The 21,593-nt window shown below is 62.2% G+C and carries 18 protein-coding genes; 5 read left to right on the forward strand and 13 right to left on the reverse strand.

Annotated features, from left to right (window positions below; all coding sequences use genetic code 11):
- Positions 1 to 9: 9 nt before the first annotated feature.
- The 9 genes from ACO6VD_RS12215 to phnD form a co-directional block, all read right to left on the reverse strand.
- Positions 10 to 312 (reverse strand): urease subunit gamma, encoded by a 303-nt coding sequence (locus ACO6VD_RS12215; RefSeq protein ID WP_330079045.1) that lies wholly within the window; start codon positions 310 to 312, stop codon positions 10 to 12.
- Between the two features lie 9 nt (positions 313 to 321).
- Positions 322 to 1,155: an urease accessory protein UreD gene (locus ACO6VD_RS12220; protein ID WP_422419344.1), complete on the reverse strand. Its 834-nt coding sequence runs from the start codon at positions 1,153 to 1,155 to the stop codon at positions 322 to 324.
- Between the two features lie 145 nt (positions 1,156 to 1,300).
- Positions 1,301 to 2,128 (reverse strand): phosphonoacetaldehyde hydrolase, encoded by an 828-nt coding sequence (gene phnX / locus ACO6VD_RS12225; protein ID WP_422419346.1) that lies wholly within the window; start codon positions 2,126 to 2,128, stop codon positions 1,301 to 1,303.
- An 81-nt stretch (positions 2,129 to 2,209) separates the two neighbouring features.
- A complete protein-coding gene (locus ACO6VD_RS12230; RefSeq protein WP_422419348.1) occupies positions 2,210 to 3,082 on the reverse strand; it encodes a LysR substrate-binding domain-containing protein in 873 nt (290 codons plus the stop codon).
- Between the two features lie 29 nt (positions 3,083 to 3,111).
- Positions 3,112 to 4,407 (reverse strand): MFS transporter, encoded by a 1,296-nt coding sequence (locus ACO6VD_RS12235; protein WP_422419350.1) that lies wholly within the window; start codon positions 4,405 to 4,407, stop codon positions 3,112 to 3,114.
- 87 nt (positions 4,408 to 4,494) lie between these two features.
- The gene (gene psrA / locus ACO6VD_RS12240; RefSeq protein ID WP_422419352.1) at positions 4,495 to 5,586 is read right to left on the reverse strand and encodes an iron-containing alcohol dehydrogenase PsrA; all 1,092 of its coding nucleotides are present in this window, start codon (positions 5,584 to 5,586) and stop codon (positions 4,495 to 4,497) included.
- A 235-nt stretch (positions 5,587 to 5,821) separates the two neighbouring features.
- Complete coding sequence (gene phnE / locus ACO6VD_RS12245; protein ID WP_422419354.1) at positions 5,822 to 6,646, reverse strand: phosphonate ABC transporter, permease protein PhnE; 825 nt, start codon at positions 6,644 to 6,646, stop codon at positions 5,822 to 5,824.
- Positions 6,646 to 7,443 (reverse strand): phosphonate ABC transporter ATP-binding protein, encoded by a 798-nt coding sequence (gene phnC / locus ACO6VD_RS12250; RefSeq protein ID WP_422419355.1) that lies wholly within the window; start codon positions 7,441 to 7,443, stop codon positions 6,646 to 6,648. Before phnC ends, phnE begins: the two co-directional genes overlap by 1 nt.
- A complete protein-coding gene (gene phnD, locus ACO6VD_RS12255) occupies positions 7,440 to 8,309 on the reverse strand; it encodes a phosphonate ABC transporter substrate-binding protein (protein WP_422419357.1) in 870 nt (289 codons plus the stop codon). The genes phnC and phnD overlap by 4 nt, the downstream gene beginning before the upstream one ends.
- Positions 8,310 to 8,422: 113 nt before the next feature.
- On the opposite strand from phnD, the gene ACO6VD_RS12260 reads away from it, so the two are divergent.
- The 3 genes from ACO6VD_RS12260 to ACO6VD_RS12270 all read left to right on the forward strand — a co-directional run bounded on the left by ACO6VD_RS12260 (position 8,423) and on the right by ACO6VD_RS12270 (position 11,759).
- Complete coding sequence (locus ACO6VD_RS12260; protein WP_422419358.1) at positions 8,423 to 9,295, forward strand: LysR substrate-binding domain-containing protein; 873 nt, start codon at positions 8,423 to 8,425, stop codon at positions 9,293 to 9,295.
- A 544-nt stretch (positions 9,296 to 9,839) separates the two neighbouring features.
- Complete coding sequence (locus ACO6VD_RS12265; RefSeq protein ID WP_422419360.1) at positions 9,840 to 10,814, forward strand: quinone oxidoreductase family protein; 975 nt, start codon at positions 9,840 to 9,842, stop codon at positions 10,812 to 10,814.
- 27 nt (positions 10,815 to 10,841) lie between these two features.
- Positions 10,842 to 11,759, forward strand: coding sequence for a LysR family transcriptional regulator (locus ACO6VD_RS12270; RefSeq protein WP_422419362.1), 918 nt, complete (start codon positions 10,842 to 10,844; stop codon positions 11,757 to 11,759).
- 137 nt (positions 11,760 to 11,896) lie between these two features.
- On the opposite strand, the gene nfuA is transcribed toward ACO6VD_RS12270, so the two are convergent.
- The 3 genes from nfuA to ACO6VD_RS12285 all read right to left on the reverse strand — a co-directional run bounded on the left by nfuA (position 11,897) and on the right by ACO6VD_RS12285 (position 15,985).
- Positions 11,897 to 12,481: a Fe-S biogenesis protein NfuA gene (gene nfuA, locus ACO6VD_RS12275; RefSeq protein WP_045179985.1), complete on the reverse strand. Its 585-nt coding sequence runs from the start codon at positions 12,479 to 12,481 to the stop codon at positions 11,897 to 11,899.
- Positions 12,482 to 12,538: 57 nt separating this feature from the next.
- Complete coding sequence (locus tag ACO6VD_RS12280) at positions 12,539 to 13,573, reverse strand: acyltransferase family protein (RefSeq protein ID WP_422419363.1); 1,035 nt, start codon at positions 13,571 to 13,573, stop codon at positions 12,539 to 12,541.
- A 111-nt stretch (positions 13,574 to 13,684) separates the two neighbouring features.
- Complete coding sequence (locus ACO6VD_RS12285; protein ID WP_422419364.1) at positions 13,685 to 15,985, reverse strand: fatty acid cis/trans isomerase; 2,301 nt, start codon at positions 15,983 to 15,985, stop codon at positions 13,685 to 13,687.
- 156 nt (positions 15,986 to 16,141) lie between these two features.
- Between ACO6VD_RS12285 and metH the strand changes: the two genes are divergently transcribed.
- Together metH and ACO6VD_RS12295 are read left to right on the forward strand one after the other, a co-directional pair.
- Entirely contained in the window at positions 16,142 to 19,849 is a 3,708-nt protein-coding gene (metH, locus tag ACO6VD_RS12290; RefSeq protein ID WP_422419366.1) for a methionine synthase, read from the forward strand.
- A 132-nt stretch (positions 19,850 to 19,981) separates the two neighbouring features.
- Positions 19,982 to 20,200 (forward strand): DUF2970 domain-containing protein, encoded by a 219-nt coding sequence (locus tag ACO6VD_RS12295; RefSeq protein WP_422419367.1) that lies wholly within the window; start codon positions 19,982 to 19,984, stop codon positions 20,198 to 20,200.
- A gap of 262 nt (positions 20,201 to 20,462) precedes the next feature.
- On the opposite strand, the gene ACO6VD_RS12300 is transcribed toward ACO6VD_RS12295, so the two are convergent.
- Positions 20,463 to 21,545, reverse strand: coding sequence for an ABC transporter substrate-binding protein (locus ACO6VD_RS12300; protein ID WP_422419368.1), 1,083 nt, complete (start codon positions 21,543 to 21,545; stop codon positions 20,463 to 20,465).
- Positions 21,546 to 21,593 lie beyond the last annotated feature (48 nt).

The following is a 21,593-nucleotide window of genomic DNA, read 5'->3' on the forward strand; positions in this document are numbered from 1 at the left end:
CCTGTGCTCCTAGACAATCGGGTCATGTACGGTCACCAGTTTGGTGCCGTCGGGGAACGTCGCTTCCACCTGTACATCGGTGATCATTTCACTCACGCCCTCCATCACCTGCTCACGGTTGAGCACGTCACGCCCCAGGTTCATCAACTCGGCGACGGTGCGACCGTCACGCGCGCCTTCCATCACCGTGGCGCTGATCAAGGCCACGGCTTCCGGGTAGTTGAGCTTCAGGCCACGGGCCAGGCGGCGCTCGGCCAGCAGCGCAGCAGTGAACAGCAGCAGTTTGTCTTTCTCTCGCGGGGTCAGCTCCATGGCGTTCTCTCAAGTGGCCCAGATACGCGGCGGGCATGGCGCCAGACCGACTACGGCCGGTCGCAGGGCATGCCATAGCCGTTGCAGGGTGAGTTGCAGGCGTTGGTTGTCGTGATCCAGCAGGCGCACCAGCAAAAGCTGGCCAAGCAAGGTCGCTGCGGCAGGTACGCTCAAGTCTCCAATCAGGCTGCGGGTCTGCTCAAGCAGTGCTTCGTCAGCCGGATAGGCGCAAAAGGTGGCCTGCAAGGGGTAGCCGCCGAGCTTCTGCAGTTGGCCGCCTTCGATGCGCAGGCGTTCATGCAGACCGGGATCGTCAGGCACATCGATTTGCAGACGACTGTCCAGCGCACCATGGCTGAACGTCTCGTGCATGACCGGACGGCCCAGGCACAGGGTTTCCCAGGCCAGCAGGCGCGCACCCGGCGCCAGGCTGAAGCGGTTTTGCAGGCGCACACGGGCACCGGGGAAACAGATGCTGCCCTGGGGCAGCCACTCCAGCACGCTGTCAGGCGCGAGGTGAAAGTGCTGGGTGAGGGTCGAGGTGTCGCCGGCACTGCGATAGAACTTGGTGGCGCCGGGCATGGTCAGCAGTGCATGACTGCCCGCCTCCAGGTGCACGTCGAGCACCAATTTGTCGCCACCCACCACTCCACCGGGCGGGTGCAGCACATAAACGTGGCACGGCGCCCCTTCCGGGTAGAACGGCCGCTGCACCAAAAGAGGACCAAAATGCCGCCGCGCACCAATACAGGTCTTCGCCCCACGGCGGACAAAGCGCAGCATCAACTCGGCACTCCAGCCGGTAGCACGGGCAGCGAGGTCGAGTGGTTGGGCAAGCGTCATGCATCTGATCCCTGTAAATACGGAGTCCGACTCGCCTGATCGATTGGTCTTACGCAAGCCGTCGAAACAACGACTAGACGGTTTGACCAATCGATCAGCAATCGATACAGGGGTCAAAGCACATAGCGGGCCAGAATGGCTGAACCTACATGGCTTGCGGCATCTCACCCCGCGCCAGGCGAGCGTTGATGTCATCGATCACCGCCGGCAGCTCGGCAATGGTGTCGATCAGATAATGCGGCCGCGAGCCTTCGAACATCCGCCCGATACGCGCGCGCTCTGCGCCCAGCGTCTCCAGCGGCAGCGCCTTGTAGTCGGCGTAGGTCAGGCCCAGGGCATTACCCGAGCAGGTCAGCGCCACGGTCCACATGCCTGCCCGGCGACCTTCGAGAATGCCCGGCCAGGTGTCGTCCACCTTCACGCAGGCCGCCACGTCGTCGATACCCAGGGCAATGACGTTGGCCAGGGCTTGCGCCGGCCACGGACGGCCATTGGGCGTTTCATCGGTGGCCACCACATGGTCGGCGACATAGCCGTTGCGCGCCGCCAGCTCGACCACTTTGTCCATCACCACTTTCGGATAGCCCGAGCACGAGCCGATCTTCAGGCCCTGCTCGCGCAACTGGGCAATGGCCTGCAACGCGCCGGGGATCAACGCCGAGTGCTCGGCGATTTTCTCGATCTGCAGCGGCATGAAGCGGTTGTAGATAGCCGTAACGTCCTCATCGCTCGGTGCGCGGCCAAAGTGTTGCCGATAACGCTCGGCGATCTGCGGCAGGTCGCACAGGGTACGGATATGGTCCCACTTGCCCATGCCCATCGGGCCACGCGCTTCCTCCAGGGACACGGCGACACCGAACTCGGCAAAGGCCTCGACAAAGATCTGCGTCGGCGCGAACGAACCGAAGTCGACGACGGTACCGGCCCAGTCCAGAACCACGGCTTGCAGGCGTTCAGGGGTTTGATAGTGCATGGTGTTTCTCCAGTTTCGGGATGAGTGAGCCCGCGCCTTGGGTCCAAGGCGTTGGCGGGTAATACACAAGGGGCTGGCGAATCAGCTGTCGGGCGGCGCGCAGCTGTCGAACAGTTCGGCCAGGATCGGCCGGTTGCGGCGTATCGCCAGGCAACACAGGTAGTAGCTGATGTGGAACGGCTGCTCGATAAACGACACCGCCTTGGTGCCGGGGCGATCGACATACTCCACGGCGGCGACAAAGCCGATGCCAATGCCCTGCACCACCGCGTGAACAATCGCCTCGCGACTGTTCAGCTGCATGGCACAGTCCAGACTCACGCCGTAGCGCTGACAGCCCTCTTCCACCAACTGCCGGGTCCGCGAAGCCTTCTCTCGCAGCACCAGGCGCTGGCCGCTGATCTCCTGCACACTGACCTGGTCCTGCCGGGCCCAGGGATGGTCATCGCGAACCACCGCAAGAATCGGCACGGTGCGATACAGGTGAGTGCTCAAGCGCTGGTCAAACGCCGACAACGCCAGGATCGCCACGTCGATATCAAAGCTGTAGAGGCGCTCCAGGGTTTCCGCTTCAGTGGTGAACGAGGTTTCCAGGTCGATGTCCGGATACTGCTGCATCAGGCTGTAGGTCAGGCTCATGGCAATCGGCGGCGATACCGCGCCGATGCGCAGCATACCCTGCTTGCGCTGGCTGAAGCGCTGCAGCAACTGCACCGCTTCATCCTCCTGGCCAAACACCCCCTGGGTGATTTCGTAGAGCTTGTGCCCCGCCGCGCTCAATTCGATGTAGCGGCCACGGCGGTGGAACAGCTCGACGGAGAACTTCTTTTCCAGGGTACTGACCTGCTCGCTGACAGTGGGCTGGCCGACGCTCAGGTACTCGGCCGCCAGGGTAAAGCTGCCGGTTTTGGCCACTGCGTGGAACGAGCGCAACCATTTGTGGTACTGGTACATGAGCGATTCCGGGTCCTTGAGTTCGGGTGTCAGCGCCGCACGAACAGCGCAACGAAAGCACTGCACAGGCAGCTGACCGTGACGACGATAAAGATCAGCGAAGTATTGCCCGTGGTGTCGAGCATGCGGCCAATCAAGGGCTCCGCCAAGCCGGCAAACAGGTACGACGAGAAGTTCATCACGCCGGTGGCCGTACCGGCACGCTTGGCACCGACCAGGTCCGGACACAGCGCCCAGAAGCTCGACGCCGGGCCGTAGACGAAGAAGCCGCAGAGAAACAGAGCGACCAGCCCCACCGTGCTATGTGCGGGCAGGCTCCACATCCACAGGCTGGTCAGGGCGCCGAGGAACATGTAGAGCATGATCGCCAGGTAGCGTTTGGAGCCAAACAGTTTATCTGACACCCAGCCGTTGCTCAGGGCACCGACCGCCATGCCCACCGGCAAGGCCACGGTAATCCACTTGGGATCGATGAAGCTCTGCCCGGACTTCCAGTCGGCGCCGAGAAAGTGCACCGGCACCCAGACAATCAAGCCGTAGCGCGCAGCGTTCTGAAAGCCCAGCGACACCGCCGCGATCAACAAGCGCACGTTCTTGAGCACGGCCTTGTAGCGCTGGGCCGAAGTTTCTTCGTCTGCGTGGCTGACTTCATGGCCCTTGTCTTCAGCGTTGGCCACACCAGTATCGTCGAGTGCCTTGAAGCCCATGTCCTGCGGCCGTTCACGCGCCACCAGGTAAAAGGTGATGCCGCCGGCCAGCATCAACAGCACCGGCAGACGGAAGATCCAGCGCCACTCCAGGTGCAGCACCTCCAGCACTACCACCGAGGTCACATACGACAGCACCGAAGCGCAGCCGGCGGCGAACACATAAAAACCATAGACCCGGCCGCGTTCGCCGGCGCTCCACCAGTTCGACAGCAAACGACTGCCAGGCGCCCAGCCCAAGGCCTGGAAGTAACCGTTGACGCCCCAGGGCAGGATCAGGCTGACAAAGCCGCCGGCAAAACTGGTCACCCAGTTCGCCGCGCACGACAGCACCGCGCCCAGGCTCATGATCTTGCGGCCACCGAACTTGTCCGCCAGATTGCCGTTGATGGCCTGGCCAATGGCGTAGGCCCAGAGCATGGCGGTGGAGGCCCAGCCGAGGGTTTCCTTGCTCAGGCCGAACTCGGCCTGGATGCCCGGAATGGCAAACCCGAAGGTTTGCCTGCCGGTGTAGAAAAACAGGTAGCAGAACATCGCCGCCAGCAACATGCGCCATTGCGCGGTACGAAACGGTGACGCAGGCACAGCCAGACCGGACAGACTTTCGGCACGATTCATGATGTTTTCCTTTCTTGTACGCTAGCGCAAGCCATCGGCTCGCGATACGGCACTCTTGGTTGGTGCAACAGGAAACAGCCGCGAACTTCAGGCGGCGTGGGCGCCGATGAAGTTCTTGCCGCGGGCGCCTTGCAAGGCGTAGGCAATCATGGCCTGGGCCTCCTCTGCGGCGACGCCATAGTCAGCGAACTCGGTCTTGACCCCGAGGCTGTGAAGGAAGTCACGCAGGCGCGCGCTCGCCCCCTCAAGGTCAGTACCGAAGATCCGCTGCAAGGTGCGGTCGCGACCGGCATCGCGGCCCCAGGCCAGGCCCAGCACCAACGGCAGGGAGAAGGAACAGGCAATGCCGTGAGGCAGGCCATGACGCAAGGTCATTTCATAGGAGATGGAGTGAGCCAGTGCGGTCTTGGTGTTGGAGAACGCCATGCCGGCCTTCAACGCAGCCAACGCCATGCGCCCACGCAATTCGCGGTTGCCCAGGTCGTGTTGCAGCCTGGGCAGGCAATCGAGGATCTCCTCGATGGCGGATACCGCGAAGGTGTCGGAGAGTGGATTGGCGTTGACGTTCCAGATCGCCTCAAGGGCATGGGACAACGCATCAAGGCCGGTGGAAACTGTCACCCCGGCGGGTACCGTGAGCATCAGTTCGGGATCGACGATCGCCGCTTTCGGCCAGGTGCAGTCCAGGTGCAGCGAGTACTTCTTCTGGGCCGCGCTGTCCCAGATCGTCGCCCAGGGTGTCACTTCACTGCCGGTACCGGCAGTGGTCGGCGCCGCGATCAATGCCTTGCAGCGTGCCGGGGTAAAGGGTTGGCCGAGCGCCAACAGCTGCAACAGCTCATCGAACTGACCCGACTCGGTGCCGACAATCAGGGCCTTGGCGGTGTCGATGGCGCTGCCGCCGCCCAGGGCGATAACCGTCTGGCAATCGCCGGCCTCGGCCCAGAAACGTTCGTAGGTCCCGCGCAAGTGCGCCACGTCCGGGTTGGGCTGGACATCCTCGATCACATGGCACAGACGCTCACCGAGCAGCGCCTGAACCTGATCGATCAAGCCCAGGCCGCGGGCCTCGGGAAACGTCACCAGGGCGACGCGCTGACCTTCGGTGAGGGAGCTGAGGCGGCTGAGGCTGCCACTGCCGAAGCAAGTGGCCACCGGGTTATGGAAGTAGGCAGGCATGGCGGTTCCCTTTGTTGTTGTTTTGCTTGGGGACATACTCATGGCCACTACAGGATTGCTCAAATCGATTGATTCAAGGCTTGCATTGGCTGAACCGATAACACAACGCAGCTCAACAGCGGGGGAAACCCTTGGCACGGCGCAAGACTCCTGGGCAAATCGCAGGCGAAGCCGGGCCCTGTCGTGCCCTGGCTCGCCAGACGTGTGGATGGAAAAGAAGGGGTGGACGCTCGCCTCAGTGGCGGCTGGCGCCCTGGATACGACGGCGCAGCCGGCTGGAAACCAGATCGGCAGCTACCACCATCAGAGTGATGACGATGATGCAGGTCGCGGTTTCCGGGTACTTGAACAGCTTCAAGCTGCTGACCAGTTCAAAACCCAGGCCCCCTGCCCCGACCATGCCCAGCACCGTCGCCGAACGCAGGTTGACCTCGAAGCGGTACAGCACCACGGCAATCCAGGCGGTGATCACCTGCGGTATCACCCCAAAGGCAATCACCTGCAGCGGCCGTGCGCCGGTGGCCTGCAAGGCTTCGATCGGCCCCTGATCGATCTCCTCGATACTGTCGGCAAAGAACTTGCCGAGCATGCCTACACCATGCAACGCCAGGGCCAGCACCCCGGGGAATGGCCCCAGGCCTACCGCCGAGACGAACACCAGGGCGAGGATCAGTTCGTTGATGCTGCGGATGACGTTCAGCACCTGCCGGGTACCGGCATACACCCAGCGGTTGCCCTGCAGGTTGCGCGCGGCGAGAAACGCCAGCGGGATGGCAAAGACAATCCCCAGCAGCGTACCCCACAGGGCGATCTGCAAGGTCTCGACCGCGGGCTGCCACAGCCTCGGCAAAATACTCAGGTCTGGTGGCATCGAGCGAGCGAGAAAGTCGCCAATCTGCGGCAAGCCGTTACTCAACTCACCCCAGCTCAGTTGCGTACCTTCGGCGCTCCAGTGCAGCACTGCCACCGCCAGCAGCACCCAGGCGCCCGTGGCGATCCAGCCGCGCGTGGTGTCGGGCGTGTTGACCAACCACTGGTAATTCGTCGACAGATTGCTCATCAGACCAGCCCTCCTTCGACCTGCAGAGACGACAAGGCAAGCGCCACATGACTGCCCTCGTGCTGGCGTTCGGCCTGCGGGTAAATACGCTGCAGACTGGCTTCGTCCAGCGCTTCGCACTGGCTGTCGAACACCAGGCGACCATGGGCCAGACCGACAATGCGGTCACCGAATTCACGCGCAAGATCCACCTGATGCAGGTTGCACACCACGGTGATGCCCAGTTCACGGGTGGCATCACGCAGGTACTGCATCACCCGCCGGGCCGTCTTCGGATCAAGGCTGGCCACCGGTTCATCGGCAAGGATCACCTTGGGCCGCTGGGCCAGGGCGCGGGCGATGCCGACCCGTTGCATCTGCCCACCCGACAAGGCATCGGTGCGTGCCGCGGCCTTGTGCTGCAGGTCGACCTGCTCCAGGCAGTGCATTGCCAGGGCGACGTCGCTGCGGCTGAACAGTTGCAGCAGCGAAGCCAGGGTCGACACTGAGCCAAGACGCCCTGTCAGCACGTTCTTGAGCACCGACAGGCGTGGCACCACGTTATGGTGCTGGAAGATCATCGCCACTTGGCGGCGCAATTCCCGCTGTTGCTGGCTGCCCATGGCATCGATGCCGGCCAGCTGCAGCTCACCGCTGTCGGCCTGGACCAGGCGATTCATGCAACGCAGCAAGGTGGATTTACCCGCCCCGGACTGGCCCAGCACCACGACAAATTCGCCGGCACCGATGTCCAGGTCGATGCCCTTGAGCACCGGGTTGTCGGCGTAGTCCTTGACCAGCCTGCGCACGCGGATCATTTCATGCTCCGCAAATCGAGATCGAGCACCTTGGCGGTTTCGCGCACCACGTCATAGGCGGCGTCGGTGGTCGGCTGAAAGCCATTGAGTTGCCCCTGGTCACCCCAGGGCACGTCCTTGATGTTGGCCATCGCCGCGGCAAGCTTTTGCTTGAGCGCCGGGTCCAGGTCCTGGCGCCAGACCATCGGCGACTCGGGGATATCGCTCGACGACCAGACAATCTGCAAATCGTCAGCTTTGACATGCCCCTGCGCCACCGCAGAGGTGTAGATGCGGTCTGCCACGGCCGCGGCATCGACCTTGCGGTTGGCCACGGCGAGGATGCTGGCGTCGTGGGAGCCGGAGAAAATCACCCGGGAGAACAACGTATCAGGGCTGAAGCCCGCTGCTTCCAGACCGGCCTTGGGGAACAGGTGGCCGGAGGCCGAGCTGGGGTCGACAAAGGCAAAGGTGCGGCCTTTGAGGTCACTCAGTTGGGTGATGCCGCTGTCCTTGCGCGCCAGGATCTGGCTGCGGTAAGCGCTCTTGCCGGCTTTGCGGGTCACTGCCACGGCGAAGGCATCGACCCCGGCCACCTGATGCGCCAGCACATAGGAAAACGGCCCCAGGTACGCCACGTCGAGCTTGCCGGCGCGCAGCGCTTCAATCACGCCGTTGTAGTCGGTGGCCACGAAGGGTTTGACCGGCATGCCGAGTTGGCGCTCAAGATCCGCCAGCACCTGCTTGCTGCTTTCGATCATGGCCTGGGAGTCTTCGGAAGGAATCAGGCCGATGCTCAACGACGATTGCGCTGACACCTGGGTGCAGGCCAGCAAGGGCAACAGGCCAAAACCGGTCAAACGAAGCAGTTTGGCAAACGGGTTCATGGAGGACGTCCTGCGGGTGTTGTTAAGGTCGCTCCACACTAGGGCTGTCACGTGACAGTCACAGCTTCAAATCACTATGCGTTTTCCCGCAAAACCATTGATGGAAGCTATGGATGTCCACCACCAAGTTGCGCACCTTCCTCGCCGTCGCCCGCCAGGGCAGTTTCAGTGCCGGCGCCCGAGCCCTGGGCCTGAGCCAGCCGACCGTAACCACGCAGATCCAGGCGCTGGAGCGTGACTACAACGTCGAGCTGTTTCATCGCCGCGGGCGGCGCATCGAGCTGACCGTGGTTGGCCGCCAATTGCTGCCGATTGCCCAGCAACTGGGCATGCTCGAACTCGAAGCGTTCAACCTGCTGCGCGATTCCGGCAAGCTCAATCGCGGCCAGTTGAAGATCGGTGCGGTGGGCCCCTTCCATGTCATCGAAATGGTCGATGCCTATCGCCACCAGTACCCGCAGATCGACCTGTCGATCAAGGTCGGCAACTCGGCCACGGTGCTGGCAGAGCTGGAAAATTACGTGACCGATGTCGGCGTGCTCGCCGGCCTGCATGACGACCCGGCCTTTAGCGCGCAGCTGTACGCACGCCATCCGGTGGTGCTGTTCGCCAACATCGGGCATCCCCTGGCGCGCTTCGATGAAATCCCGCTGCAGGCCCTGCAAGGGCAGCCTCTGTTGCACCGCGAAAGCGGTTCGACCACCCGCCTGGCCCTGGAAAAAGCCCTGACTGCGCACGAGGTAACGCCGCGGGTCGTCATGGAGATCGGCAGCCGCGAGGCCCTGCGTGAAGCGGTGATTCGCGGCATCGGGGTCGGCGCGGTGTCGGAGGCGGAGTTCATCGCCGATTCGCGGATCAAGGCGATCCGCTTGTGCGGTGATCCGGTGTATACCGAAACCTATCTGTATTGCCTGGCCGAGCGGCGTAACAGTCAGGTCATTTCTTCGTTTCTCACGCTGGTGACCGAGGGGCGGGACTGCGCCTGATAGCGCTGCGCTCCGGGTCCCTTCGCTCCGGTGCCCTCCACTCAGCCTCCTGAAGTCGCAAAGTTACGGGCGGCGCCTGTGCTGACGCATCTTCGAAATCAGCGGCAGAGCCAGGCTGATGCCATCGCGGGGCAAGCCCCCTCCCACCGGCTTAGCTGGTCTCCCGGTGGGAGCGGGCTTGCCCCGCGATATCGACCTGCCAGTTGACCTGCCAGTTACATCGCATCGCGGGAAAATCCCACTTCAACGTGTTGATCTTGATCTTCATCCACGCCAGTTCAGGCGCCGCGAACTGCGACTTCAGGAGGCTGAGTGAAGGTGCCGCCGTAAGGGCGGAAGGGGCCGGCAGCGGCGCCACAGCAAATGGATAAGCTCACAGCCGTAATCCAATCCAATCCAGGCCCAAGGTCATAGTCCCCTGAATTCCGTAAAGAACCATTTATTACTGCACCCCATGCAGCACTTAAGTGCTTTTCCAGGTAATTGTTGATCCATGAATCAGTAAATATCCTCGCAGCACCTACAACTGATCCGAGGAATTGAAATGGTCATGCACGTACGCCTTGAACACACCGGCACTACGCAGGTACTGCAACTGCACAGCGCTCAGGTACAAGCCCCTGGCCCCGGCGAGGTCTGGCTGGAACAAGCCGCCATCGGCGTCAACCCGCTGGACGTCAACCAGCGCAAGGGCGATGTACCAGTTGCCTTGCCTTCGGGCCTGGGCCTGGAGGGTGCAGGAACGGTGATGGCGGTCGGCGCGGGCGTGACCAACGTACAAGTCGGTGACCGCGTGGGCTATGCCACCGGCCCTCTGGGCGCCTACGCCAGCGCCCGCCTGTTTCCCGCCGAACGCCTGGTGAAACTGCCTGACAAGGTCTCGTTCGAGGACGCTGCCGCCGTGCTGTTCAAAGGCATTACCGCCCAGTACCTGCTCAAGAGCACCTATCCGGTCGGCCCTGGCAGCCGGGTGCTGATCTACGGCGCAGCGGGTGCGCTCGGCCAGTTGATGGTGCCTTGGGCCAAGCACCTGGGTGCATTCGTGATCGGGGTGGTTTCAAAGTCGCAAAGCGTGGCCAGGGCCAAAGCCGCAGGCTGTGACGAGGTGCTGGTGTTCGACGCCGAAACACTGGCTGCCCAGGTGCTGGACCTTACCCAGGGGCACAAGGTCGACGTGATCTACGATTCGGTCGGGCGCGTGTCGTTGCAAGCCTCGCTCGACAGCCTGCGGCCGCGGGGCTTGCTGGTGTCGTATGGCATGACCTCAGGCGCACCGGAGCCGCTGGCCATGAGCACCCTCAATGCCAAGGGCTCGCTGTTTGTCACCCGCCCTTCGCTGGCCGCCCACACCGCCACCACGCAGGAGTACCAGCAACGTGCGCAGGACGTGCTGGCAGCGGTGACGGCAGGTATCATCCAGCCGCGGATCTGGCAACGCTATGCCCTGGCCGATGTGGCCAAAGCCCACGACGACTTGCAGCAAGGGCGTTCGCAAGGCGCGATTGTCCTCACCCCCTGACCAACCTTTGCGAGGCGCAGCACCGACATGGACCCGTTCGACAGTCGCCAGGCCGATGAGCTGGCCACCCTCCTGGCGCTCTTCGCCCATGGTTCTTTTGCTGCAGCTGGCCGCCAGTTGCAACGCCACCCTTCGGTGCTGTCCAAACGCCTCGGTGCCATGGAGCAACGTCTGGGCATCCGTCTGGTCGAACGCACTACCCGGCAGTTGCGCTTTACCGATGAAGGCCTGCGTCTGGTGGAGCGCTTGCAACATGCCGCCAGCCTGATCAGCGACGCCGAACGTGAGGCGGCCCAGGGCGCTATTGAGGTCCGCGGCCGCTTGCGCCTGGCGTTGCCTTCTTCGATGGGCAGGCTCTGGCTCAGCCCGATGCTGGCCGAGTTTGCCCTGGCTTTCCCTCAGGTAACCATCGAGACCGAGTATTCGGAGCGGTTTGTCGACCTGATTGCGGAAGGCTTCGATGCGGCTATCCGCATTGGCGAGTTGAGCGACAGCCGTCTGGTGGCGCGCAAGCTGTGCGACCACCAGCGCATTATCTGTGCTGCGCCCGCCTACCTTGAACGCCACGGGCAGCCGCAGTCACCCGCCGAACTGGGCGCGCACAATTGCCTGGGGTTTACCGGGTTGCGTTCCTATCCGCAGTGGCAGTTGTATCGCGAGGGTGAGCTACAAGCGGTGAAGGTGCAGGGCTCGATGCAGAGCAACGATAACGAAGCATTGCTTGGCGTCGCGCGCTCGGGCGTGGGCATCATCGCCGGGGGCGACTGGATGATGAAGAAGGATCTGGATTGCGGCGCCCTGATCAGGGTGTTGCCGGAGTGGCAACTGGACAGGGATGCGGGTGTATACCTGGTGCGTCCTGGCGCACGCTTCAATACCGCGGCGACTACGACGTTCAAGCAGTGGATCGAGCGGCAGTTCGCCAATGGCGCGCCCTGGCGCTGAAATGAATCGCGGGGGACACCCCACCCCCCCCCTGGGAGGGAAGGCCCCCCCACACAAAAAGCCCTCGCCGCCAAAATAAATCGCGGGGCAAGCCCGCTCCCACCGGTGGGAGCGGGCTTGCCCCGCGATGAAACGCCTTAGTAGTAGGCGTTCTCTTTCTGACTGTGGTCAGTTACATCACGCACGCCCTTGAGCTCGGGAATACGTTCGAGCAAGGTCCGCTCGATGCCTTCCTTCAAGGTCACGTCAGCCTGGCCGCAGCCCTGGCAACCGCCGCCGAACTGCAGCACGGCAATACCGTCTTCAACCACTTCGATCAGGCTGACCTGACCACCGTGGCTGGCCAGCCCCGGGTTGATCTCGGTTTGCAGGTAGTAGTTGATGCGCTCGTTGACCGGGCTGTCTTCGTTGACCATCGGCACCTTGGCGTTCGGTGCTTTGATGGTCAGCTGGCCACCCATGCGGTCGGTGGCGTAGTCGACTACCGCATCTTCGAGAAACGGCACGCTGACCGCGTCAAGGTAAGCGGTAAAGCTGGCCAGACCCACAGCAGTGTCTTCCGGCTTTTCTTCGCCCGGCTTGCAGTAGGCAATGCAAGTTTCGGCGTAAGTGGTGCCTGGCTGGGTGATAAAAATGCGAATGCCAATACCCGGGGTGTTCTGCTTGGACAGCAGATCGGCCAGGTAATCGTGCGCGGCGTCGGTAATAGTTATGGCGCTCATGGAAGTTCCTCACAGACTTGTCGGCAGTTTACGCCAACCTGGCCGCCGAACAAAGTCCTAGTAATTCTGTCGGGAAAGTGTCACAGCCAACGGCGGCGCCACAGCGGGCGCGAACCAGTCGCTCAAACGCTGGTAAAGGCGTTTTTCCAGCAGCCAGTAACTCACCCACGACAGTGCCGCAATCAACGGCACGCACAGGGCGAACACGGCATACGGGTTGAGGTCCAGACGCTGGCTGGCAAACCAGCCGGCGTACAGCACCAGCACATGCACCAGGTACACCGAGTAGGAGCAATCGCCTAATGCCTTGAGCACGCGGTTGTCTTTGAAATAAGGCTCCAGCGCCACGCAGGCCAGCACGATCAAGGCACTCGGCAAGCCCCAGTGCAGCAAGCGCCGTGACGCATCCAGGTAATGAATCGCCACCCCCGCCACCATCAGGATTGCCAGTGGCAACCACAGCCCCTGAGCAATCCAGCCGCGGCGATAGAGCACGCCGATGCCGATCCCCAGCAGGAACTCATAGACGATGTTGTTGCGGTAGAAGTGGTTGAGCAGGCCGACGCGTGTCAGGACTTCACTGACTAGCAAAAGCGCGGCCGCCACCAACAGCAGGCGATGCTGCTGGCGGACCAGGAACACCAGGGAAAACAGCAGATAGAAGAACATCTCGTAGTTCAGGGTCCAGCCGACATTCAAGGTCGGGTACTGGCCGTAGCCCCCGGGGTTTTCCGCCGGGATGAACAACAACGACAGGACGAAATGCTCAAGATCGATGGCCTGATGCGGCATCCACTGGCGTGCAGTCAGCAACAGCAGTCCCATCAACGCCGTGTAGAACCAGTAGGCCGGCACGATACGCAGCGCCCGGTTAAGCAGGAAACGCCTGGGCTGCATAGCCTTGTCACGGGTCGAGAGGTAGATCACCAGGCCGCTGATGACGAAGAACACATCGACCCCGACGGCCCCGCGGTCGACCAGGAACTGGCCGACAGGGCCGCTGGCATGAAAGTCGAAAAAGATCTGCATGAAGTGATGACAGACCACCACCCAGGCGGCAAGCGCCCGTAAAGCCTGAAGCGAAAACAACATCCGGATACCTGCGCGTGAATCCTGCTCAAGCCCAGGCGAGAACCTGGGCGGCGTCAGAGCTCGGACCGCAGATTGCCGGGAAAGGTCAGATGACCTTCCCGGCGGTCATGCCTAGAGGTTTTCGTAGCGGTTCATGTCGAGCACGCCGGCTTCCACCGCATCGGTTTCCTTGATGTAGCTGTTCAGGTCGTGGAAGTACTGCCAGAACTGCGGATGGCTGCGACGCACGCCCCAACGCATGACCACACGCTCGAACCTGGCGGTGTCGTCGCGGGCCGCTTCCAGATCCTCGACAAACTCCGGCACATCGGCGACCGGGACATTGAACATGAAGTTCGGGTAGCTGCTGAGCACCCCGGGGACCAGGGTCAGGGTGTCCAGACCCGGCTGGTAGCGATAGGCCTCGCCGAGCATGAACGCCACGTTGCTGTGCGCACGGTTGCGCAGCAGACTGTAGACCTGACGCTGGCCGCCCTGCCCTTCGATACGCAGCATGGTCGCCTCGGGCAACTGGCCGATAACCTTCAACCCGGCTGCCGGACGCGACACCAGGCGGCTCAGGGTCTGCTCGACGTCGCGGAACTCCTCGTTCATTTGCGGCCGCGAGCAATAGGCGCCCAGGCAACGGTTGATCGGATCGGGCGCGGCATTGAGGCTACCGGTGCGCTCGATCAACTTGAGGCCGAAATCGCGCTTGGGATCAAGCACATCGAGCTTGAGCGCACTCGGGGTGTCGGTGTCGATCTCCTCGTAGTCCATCCACATCTTCACCTTGCCACTGTTCTGGTACCAGTCGCTGAGGATCGCACCGCGGGAATCGGCTGGCATCAGGCGCAGGAAGTTGACCTCCGCGCCGTTACGGATCAGGTCGAAATACAGACGTGTCTGCGCCTGGTGCGAGACGTTGCCGTAGACATCGAAGTTGACCGCCAGCTGGTAGTAGGTGCGCTCGAACAACGGGTAGTCGAACAGCCACAGGGTTTTCGGCACGTCGCCAATCAGGCCTTTGGTCACCGAGGCGCTGTCGAAGTGGCGGAAAATCGTCAACAGCGCGTTGTCGTTCCCGGCCCACAGGGTCGACCAGCTCGGGGCCGGCATGTCGGCGTAGGCATCGCGGCGCAGCTTCTCGTATTCGTTGCGCTTGTCGCGGTAGGCATGCCACAGGCTGAGAATGCTGCCCACATCGTCGATCTGCCCAGGCATGGCCAGCAGCGGCGTGGCCTGGCCGCGGTACTCGGCATCGGTCAGGTAGCGGTCGTGGGCCGGTTCCTGGAACAGTGCCCAGAAGTTGTCGCGGATCACGTCGGTGGCGATCTGCCCACGGCACACCGGGCCACGGATGAAAGTGCGGACAAAGTACTCGGCGTTGTCCAGCATGAACTGGTAGCGGGCCACGGCCGGAATCGCTTCGAAGGTTTCGAAGGGATTGGCGCGGTGACGCGGGCCATAGCCAGGCAGCGCATTGGCGTGCCAGTCGCCGCTGTAGAACAGCTGCTTGACGCGCTTGAGCTTGTGCGGGCCCATCGGGTAGGTGATGTGGGTTTTATGCACGATCACGCCCTGTACCGGCATCAAGCGGTAATAGAAGTCGGTGCCCGGCGGGTCGTTGGGGCGGCGTGTTGCGATCAGATCGATCGGCTGGCCACTGGGTGTGCGCGAACGCACCCACTGGAAGAAGTGGCCCTGCTCGCCGCCGACAAAATGAATGTGGGCCAGGAACAGGTGCTCATACAGCCAGCGCCCGACCAACGCCTCGGTCGAGCCGGGACGGTTGAGCAGCGCTTCCCAGTCGGCAATCTGTGCAGCCTCGGTAGCGCTTGGCTGGATCGGGTTGTGCTCCACTGGCGCACCTGCGGCGAGCCAGCGTTGCAGGGTCTGGTACTCGGCATCGGTGAGGCCGGTGACCGCCAGCGGCATGCCCTCCTTGGGGTGGGCGCCGGCATAGGCGTCAAACTCGCCAGGTAGCGGGCACATGTTGCTGCGGTTCAGGCCCAGAACGATCTCTTCAGGCAACTTGGCATTCGGCGTCAACGGGGTCTTGTGGCCCAGTTCGAGCATCCGCGCCATCAGCGCCGCCTGGCTGCCCTGGTTGTCGAGCACCGAATAGAAGCCCTTGCGTTGCCAGGCCTCGGTGCTGTTGGCGTCGTAGAACAGCCGGGTCGGGGCCACCGCAGTGCTGCGATCGCCCTGGTACACCGGCACTTTCGAGGCGCCCCGCGAAGCGCCCTCGGCACTGCCCAGGTTCAGCTGGCAGGCCGCGTCGTTGCAGGCGTGGCAGGCCACGCATTTCTCGGTGAAGATCGGTTGGATATCCCGGGTATAAGAAATAGCCGAGCTCGATTGAGGGGCTTGCCCCAACGCTGCGCTGCTGATGAGCAGAGCGAAAGCGCCGGCAAGTAAGCGATGCACCATGTGCCAAATGTCCTGGGTATTAATAGCTTCACGATTCTACCGGTGCTGGCGGCATGTCAACATGAATGAAATTCATGTAAATCTTCAACACGTCTAAAAACCGCGCAGCTTTGTTATTATTCCGCAACTTTTGTTTTCGCCCGACCAGGTAGTCCTATGTCTGACCGCAGCGCTCGTTTCCAAGCACTTCAGCAAGCACTCAAAGAGCGCATCCTGATTCTCGATGGCGGCATGGGTACTATGATCCAAAGCTACCGCCTCGAGGAACACGACTATCGTGGCACGCGCTTCGCCGATTGGCCAAGCGATGTCAAAGGCAACAACGACCTGCTGCTGCTCTCGCGCCCGGATGTCATAGCGGCCATCGAGAAAGCGTATCTGGACGCTGGTGCCGATATTCTTGAAACCAACACCTTCAACGCCACGCAGATTTCCCAGGCCGATTACGGCATGGAATCGCTGGCCTACGAGCTGAACCTTGAAGGCGCCCGCATCGCCCGCCAGGTGGCCGATGCGAAAACCCTGGAAACCCCGGACAAGCCGCGCTTCGTTGCCGGCGTGCTCGGCCCGACCAGCCGCACCTGCTCGATTTCCCCGGACGTCAACGACCCCGGCTACCGCAACGTCACCTTCGATTTGCTGGTAGAAAACTACATCGAGGCCACCCGCGGCCTGATCGCCGGCGGTGCCGACCTGATCCTGATCGAGACCATCTTCGACACCCTCAACGCCAAGGCCGCGATCTTCGCCGTGCAACAGGTGTTCGACGAAGACGGCCTGGAATTGCCGATCATGATTTCCGGGACCATCACCGACGCCTCTGGCCGCACCCTGTCCGGCCAGACCACCGAAGCGTTCTGGAACTCGGTGCGCCACGCCAACCCGATCTCGGTGGGTCTGAACTGCGCACTCGGTGCCAAAGACCTGCGCCCGTACCTGGAAGAACTGTCGACCAAGGCTGGCACCCACGTTTCCGCGCACCCTAACGCCGGCCTGCCGAACGCCTTCGGTGAATACGACGAAACCCCGGCGGAAATGGCCGAAGTGGTCGAAGAGTTCGCCGCCAGCGGTTTTCTCAACATCATCGGCGGTTGCTGCGGCACCACCCCGGGGCATATCCAGGCCATCGCCGAAGCGGTCGCCAAGTACTCGCCACGGGTCATTCCGGAGATTCCCAAGGCCTGTCGCCTGTCGGGCCTGGAACCGTTCACCATCGATCGCAACTCGCTGTTCGTCAACGTCGGCGAGCGCACCAACATCACCGGTTCCGCCAAGTTCGCCCGGCTGATTCGCGAAGAGAACTACACCGAAGCCCTGGAAGTGGCCCTGCAGCAGGTCGAGGCCGGCGCCCAGGTGATCGACATCAACATGGACGAAGGGATGCTCGATTCCCAGGCGGCCATGGTCAAGTTCCTCAACCTGATCGCCGGTGAGCCGGACATCTCCCGCGTACCGATCATGATCGACTCCTCCAAGTGGGAGGTGATCGAAGCGGGCCTCAAGTGCATCCAGGGCAAGGGCATCGTCAACTCGATTTCGATGAAAGAAGGCGTCGAAGCCTTCAAGCATCACGCCAAACTGTGCAAACGCTATGGTGCCGCCGTGGTGGTGATGGCCTTCGACGAAGTCGGCCAGGCCGATACCGCCGCGCGCAAGCGTGAGATTTGCAAGCGCAGCTACGACATCCTGGTCAATGAAGTCGGCTTCCCGCCGGAAGACATCATCTTCGACCCGAACATCTTCGCCATCGCCACCGGCATCGAAGAGCACAACAACTACGCCGTCGACTTCATCGAAGCCTGCGCCTACATTCGCGATCACCTGCCCTATGCGCTGAGTTCGGGCGGGGTGTCCAACGTGTCGTTCTCGTTCCGCGGCAACAACCCGGTGCGCGAGGCGATCCACTCGGTGTTCCTCTACCACGCGATCCAGAATGGCCTGACCATGGGTATCGTCAACGCCGGCCAGCTGGAGATCTACGACGAGATCCCGCCGGCCCTGCGCGAACGGGTCGAGGACGTGGTGCTCAACCGCACCCCGGAAGGCACCGACGCCCTGCTGGCGATTGCCGACGACTACAAGGGCGGCGGTGCGGTCAAGGAAGTCGAAAACGAAGAGTGGCGCTCGCTGCCGGTCGGCAAGCGTCTGGAACACGCCCTGGTCAAAGGCATCACCGCCTTTATCGTCGAAGACACCGAGGAATGCCGCCAACAATGCGCGCGCCCGATCGAAGTCATCGAAGGCCCGCTGATGAGCGGCATGAACGTGGTCGGTGACCTGTTCGGCGCCGGCAAGATGTTCCTGCCGCAGGTGGTCAAGTCCGCACGGGTGATGAAGCAGGCGGTGGCCCACCTGATTCCGTTCATCGAGCTGGAAAAAGGCGACAAGCCCGAAGCCAAGGGCAAGATCCTCATGGCCACGGTCAAAGGCGACGTGCACGACATCGGCAAAAACATTGTCGGCGTGGTGCTCGGTTGCAACGGCTACGACATCGTCGACCTGGGCGTAATGGTCCCGGCCGAGAAGATCCTGCAGACCGCCCGCGAGCAGAAGTGCGACATCATTGGCCTGTCCGGCCTGATCACCCCGTCCCTGGACGAGATGGTCCACGTAGCCCGCGAGATGCAGCGCCAGGATTTCCACCTGCCGCTGATGATCGGTGGTGCGACCACCTCCAAGGCGCACACGGCGGTGAAGATCGAGCCCAAGTACAGCAACGACGCCGTGGTCTACGTCACCGACGCCTCGCGCGCCGTGGGTGTTGCCACGCAGTTGCTGTCCAAGGAACTCAAGCCGGGGTTTGTCGAGAAGACCCGCCTGGATTACATCGAAGTACGCGAGCGCACCGCCAACCGCAGCGCGCGCACCGAACGCCTGAGCTACGAGCAGTCGATTGCGGCCAAGCCGAAATATGACTGGGCCGGTTATCAGCCAGCAGTGCCGTCCTTTACCGGGGTCAAGGTGCTGGAGAATATCGACCTCAAGGTGCTGGCCGAGTACATCGACTGGACGCCGTTCTTCATCTCCTGGGACCTGGCCGGCAAGTACCCGCGCATCCTCACCGACGAAGTGGTCGGCGAAGCGGCCACTGCGCTGTTCAAGGATGCCCAGGAAATGCTCGCCAAACTGATCGACGAGAAACTGATCAGCGCCCGTGCGGTGTTCGGCTTCTGGCCGGCCAACCAGGTCAACCATGACGACATCGAAGTCTATGGCGCCGACGGCCAGCCACTGGCCCAGCTCCACCACCTGCGCCAGCAGACCATCAAGCCGGACAACAAGCCGAACTTCTCCCTGGCCGACTTCGTCGCGCCCAAGGAAACCGGTATCACCGACTATGTGGGCGGCTTCATCACCACCGCCGGCATTGGCGCCGAGGAAGTGGCCAAGGCCTATCAGGACAAGGGTGACGACTACAACTCGATCATGGTCAAGGCCCTGGCCGACCGTCTGGCCGAAGCCTGCGCCGAGTGGCTGCACGAACAGGTACGTAAAGACTACTGGGGTTACGCCAAGGACGAGCACCTGGACAACGAGGCGCTGATCAAGGAGCAGTACTCGGGTATCCGCCCTGCCCCGGGCTACCCGGCCTGCCCGGACCACACTGAGAAGGAAACCCTGTTCCGCCTGCTCGATGGCACCGCCATTGGCGAAACCGGTCCCAGCGGCGTGTTCCTCACCGAGCACTTCGCCATGTTCCCGGCGGCAGCGGTCAGCGGCTGGTACTTCGCCCATCCGCAGGCGCAGTACTTTGCCGTGGGCAAGGTCGACAAGGATCAGGTGCAGAGCTACACCGCGCGTAAAGGCCAGGACCTGAGTGTGAGCGAGCGCTGGTTGGCGCCTAACCTTGGGTATGACAACTAAAGCTGCAAGCTGCAAGCTGCAAGCTGCAAGCTGCAAGCTGCAAGATGGTGCAAGGCCTTCTTGTAGCTTGAAGCTTATAGCTTGCAGCTACCGTCTACACTAGGGGGGATGCCCTATACTCAGGAGCCCCTCATGGACGACCCAGCCCAAGGCAAACCGCCAACCTTCTTGCAGATGCTGCAAAGCATTCTCGCGGCCGCGTTCGGTGTACAAAGCGGCAAGAATCGCGCCCGCGATTTCACCTACGGCAAGGCCAGCCATTTCATTGCGCTGGGCACCGTCTTTACCTTGATCTTCATTCTGGTACTGGTCGGGCTGGTGCAACTGGCCATGCACCTTACCGCCCGCTGAAAAGCAATCCGCCCGCAGATGTCCATTCTGCGGGCGGTACATGGTTACCCATCGCGTGATATCACTGGTGGCTGACCCAATACACGGCGGTCACAACAACCAGGACGATCAGACAGAGTATCGCCCAGGCATCGACACTGCTGTCAGGCTTACCCGCTTTGGTCGAGTTTCCCATTGCATTGCCTCTTATTGGTGGTTATGGGAATGCATGTCACCCGTAGCAGTTAAGTCGAGCAATGCCCTTTGCTCAAGCAGGGGCTTTTTAATATTTGACTGGCGCACTCAGGAATGGATAGCGGTATTCGCGCGGACGACCCTGGGCACTGAAGCGGTTGAAATCCAGGCCATAGTCCGCCTGCCCCTGCGCATTCAGCCAGCGCCGGGCGCGCAGCGGATCAATCAACTGCAGCACCGGCACCTGATGATCGCGCAACCCGTCACGGTCGATTGGCAGATTCAGCGCATCATCGTGCAACATCACCATCGCCCAGCCCCCCAGCGAGAAGTGCCCGCCCATCAATACGCTGAGGCGTCCGTCGATTCGCGCCTGTAGCGCTTGCGCCGAACTGTTGACGGCGCTGAACAGGACATCCTGGCCTGGCGTGCGGCCGGCTTCGAGAAACGCCTGCATGGCACCAAAGGCCATCTCGTCGTTGGCCGACCAGACCAGTTCGATCTTCGGGTAGCGCTTCAACAGTTGCTGCGCCTGCTCATAAGCACGCTGCTGCCCCCAACCGCCATACACCACCTGGCGCAAGCGCACCTGTGGGTGTTCGGCCAGGGCCCGGCGCATGCCCTGCTCGCGCAATTGCGCGGCAGGCGTGGTCTTCAGGCCGGAAAACGCCAGCAGCTCGATCGGCCGCTGCGAATTCTGCGGCACGCGCAGGGCAATCAGCTCCTTGAGCATCTGGTAACCGGCCTGTTCGTCATTCCCCACCAAGGTACCCAGCAGTGGCGGGTACTTGTCCGGGTGATCGTCAATCAGCGCCGCCTGGTCACGGGTCAGACCGTTGTTGACCAGGAACAGCTTGACCCCGCTGCCGCGCGACAGGCGAATGATTTCCGGCGCTACGTACTGCTCGTTGACCAGCACCAGGTAGTCGGGCCGCTGCTTGCCTTCGAGCACTTGCCGCGCCTGGAGCAACGCCAGCTCCGGCTGACGCTCGCTGTATTCGATGCGCAACTGCATGCCCAGGTCCTCGGCGGCAGCCTGCATGAAGTTCGAGTAGCTGACCCAGAAGGTTTCGTTGGAATAGCCCGGATTGAGAAAAACCACCGACGCAGCCTGTGCATTGAGCGCCAGCGGCAGACTCAGGCAAAGGCTTTGGCACAAGGCCTTGAGCATGCGGATCCTCTCCTGCTATTCAAACCGTTGATTATAAACACCGCGAGG

The sequence above is a fragment of the Pseudomonas sp. GZD-222 genome (genome assembly GCF_049310525.1).
GTDB lineage: Bacteria > Pseudomonadota > Gammaproteobacteria > Pseudomonadales > Pseudomonadaceae > Aquipseudomonas.

What these genes read in the sequence shown, in the direction of transcription:
- ACO6VD_RS12220 (WP_422419344.1), bottom strand. Translation starts at nt 1,155, where the DNA reads ATGACGCTTGCCCAACCACTCGACCTCGCTGCCCGTGCTACCGGCTGG.
- ACO6VD_RS12230 (WP_422419348.1), bottom strand. Translation starts at nt 3,082, where the DNA reads ATGTACCAGTACCACAAATGGTTGCGCTCGTTCCACGCAGTGGCCAAA.
- phnE (WP_422419354.1), bottom strand. Translation starts at nt 6,646, where the DNA reads ATGAGCAATCTGTCGACGAATTACCAGTGGTTGGTCAACACGCCCGAC.
- nfuA (WP_045179985.1), bottom strand. Translation starts at nt 12,481, where the DNA reads ATGAGCGCCATAACTATTACCGACGCCGCGCACGATTACCTGGCCGAT.
- ACO6VD_RS12235 (WP_422419350.1), bottom strand. Translation starts at nt 4,407, where the DNA reads ATGAATCGTGCCGAAAGTCTGTCCGGTCTGGCTGTGCCTGCGTCACCG.
- ACO6VD_RS12265 (WP_422419360.1), top strand. Translation starts at nt 9,840, where the DNA reads ATGGTCATGCACGTACGCCTTGAACACACCGGCACTACGCAGGTACTG.
- phnD (WP_422419357.1), bottom strand. Translation starts at nt 8,309, where the DNA reads ATGAACCCGTTTGCCAAACTGCTTCGTTTGACCGGTTTTGGCCTGTTG.
- ACO6VD_RS12260 (WP_422419358.1), top strand. Translation starts at nt 8,423, where the DNA reads ATGTCCACCACCAAGTTGCGCACCTTCCTCGCCGTCGCCCGCCAGGGC.
- ACO6VD_RS12280 (WP_422419363.1), bottom strand. Translation starts at nt 13,573, where the DNA reads ATGTTGTTTTCGCTTCAGGCTTTACGGGCGCTTGCCGCCTGGGTGGTG.
- phnC (WP_422419355.1), bottom strand. Translation starts at nt 7,443, where the DNA reads ATGATCCGCGTGCGCAGGCTGGTCAAGGACTACGCCGACAACCCGGTG.
- phnX (WP_422419346.1), bottom strand. Translation starts at nt 2,128, where the DNA reads ATGCACTATCAAACCCCTGAACGCCTGCAAGCCGTGGTTCTGGACTGG.
- ACO6VD_RS12295 (WP_422419367.1), top strand. Translation starts at nt 19,982, where the DNA reads ATGGACGACCCAGCCCAAGGCAAACCGCCAACCTTCTTGCAGATGCTG.
- ACO6VD_RS12215 (WP_330079045.1), bottom strand. Translation starts at nt 312, where the DNA reads ATGGAGCTGACCCCGCGAGAGAAAGACAAACTGCTGCTGTTCACTGCT.
- metH (WP_422419366.1), top strand. Translation starts at nt 16,142, where the DNA reads ATGTCTGACCGCAGCGCTCGTTTCCAAGCACTTCAGCAAGCACTCAAA.
- ACO6VD_RS12300 (WP_422419368.1), bottom strand. Translation starts at nt 21,545, where the DNA reads ATGCTCAAGGCCTTGTGCCAAAGCCTTTGCCTGAGTCTGCCGCTGGCG.
- psrA (WP_422419352.1), bottom strand. Translation starts at nt 5,586, where the DNA reads ATGCCTGCCTACTTCCATAACCCGGTGGCCACTTGCTTCGGCAGTGGC.
- ACO6VD_RS12285 (WP_422419364.1), bottom strand. Translation starts at nt 15,985, where the DNA reads ATGGTGCATCGCTTACTTGCCGGCGCTTTCGCTCTGCTCATCAGCAGC.
- ACO6VD_RS12270 (WP_422419362.1), top strand. Translation starts at nt 10,842, where the DNA reads ATGGACCCGTTCGACAGTCGCCAGGCCGATGAGCTGGCCACCCTCCTG.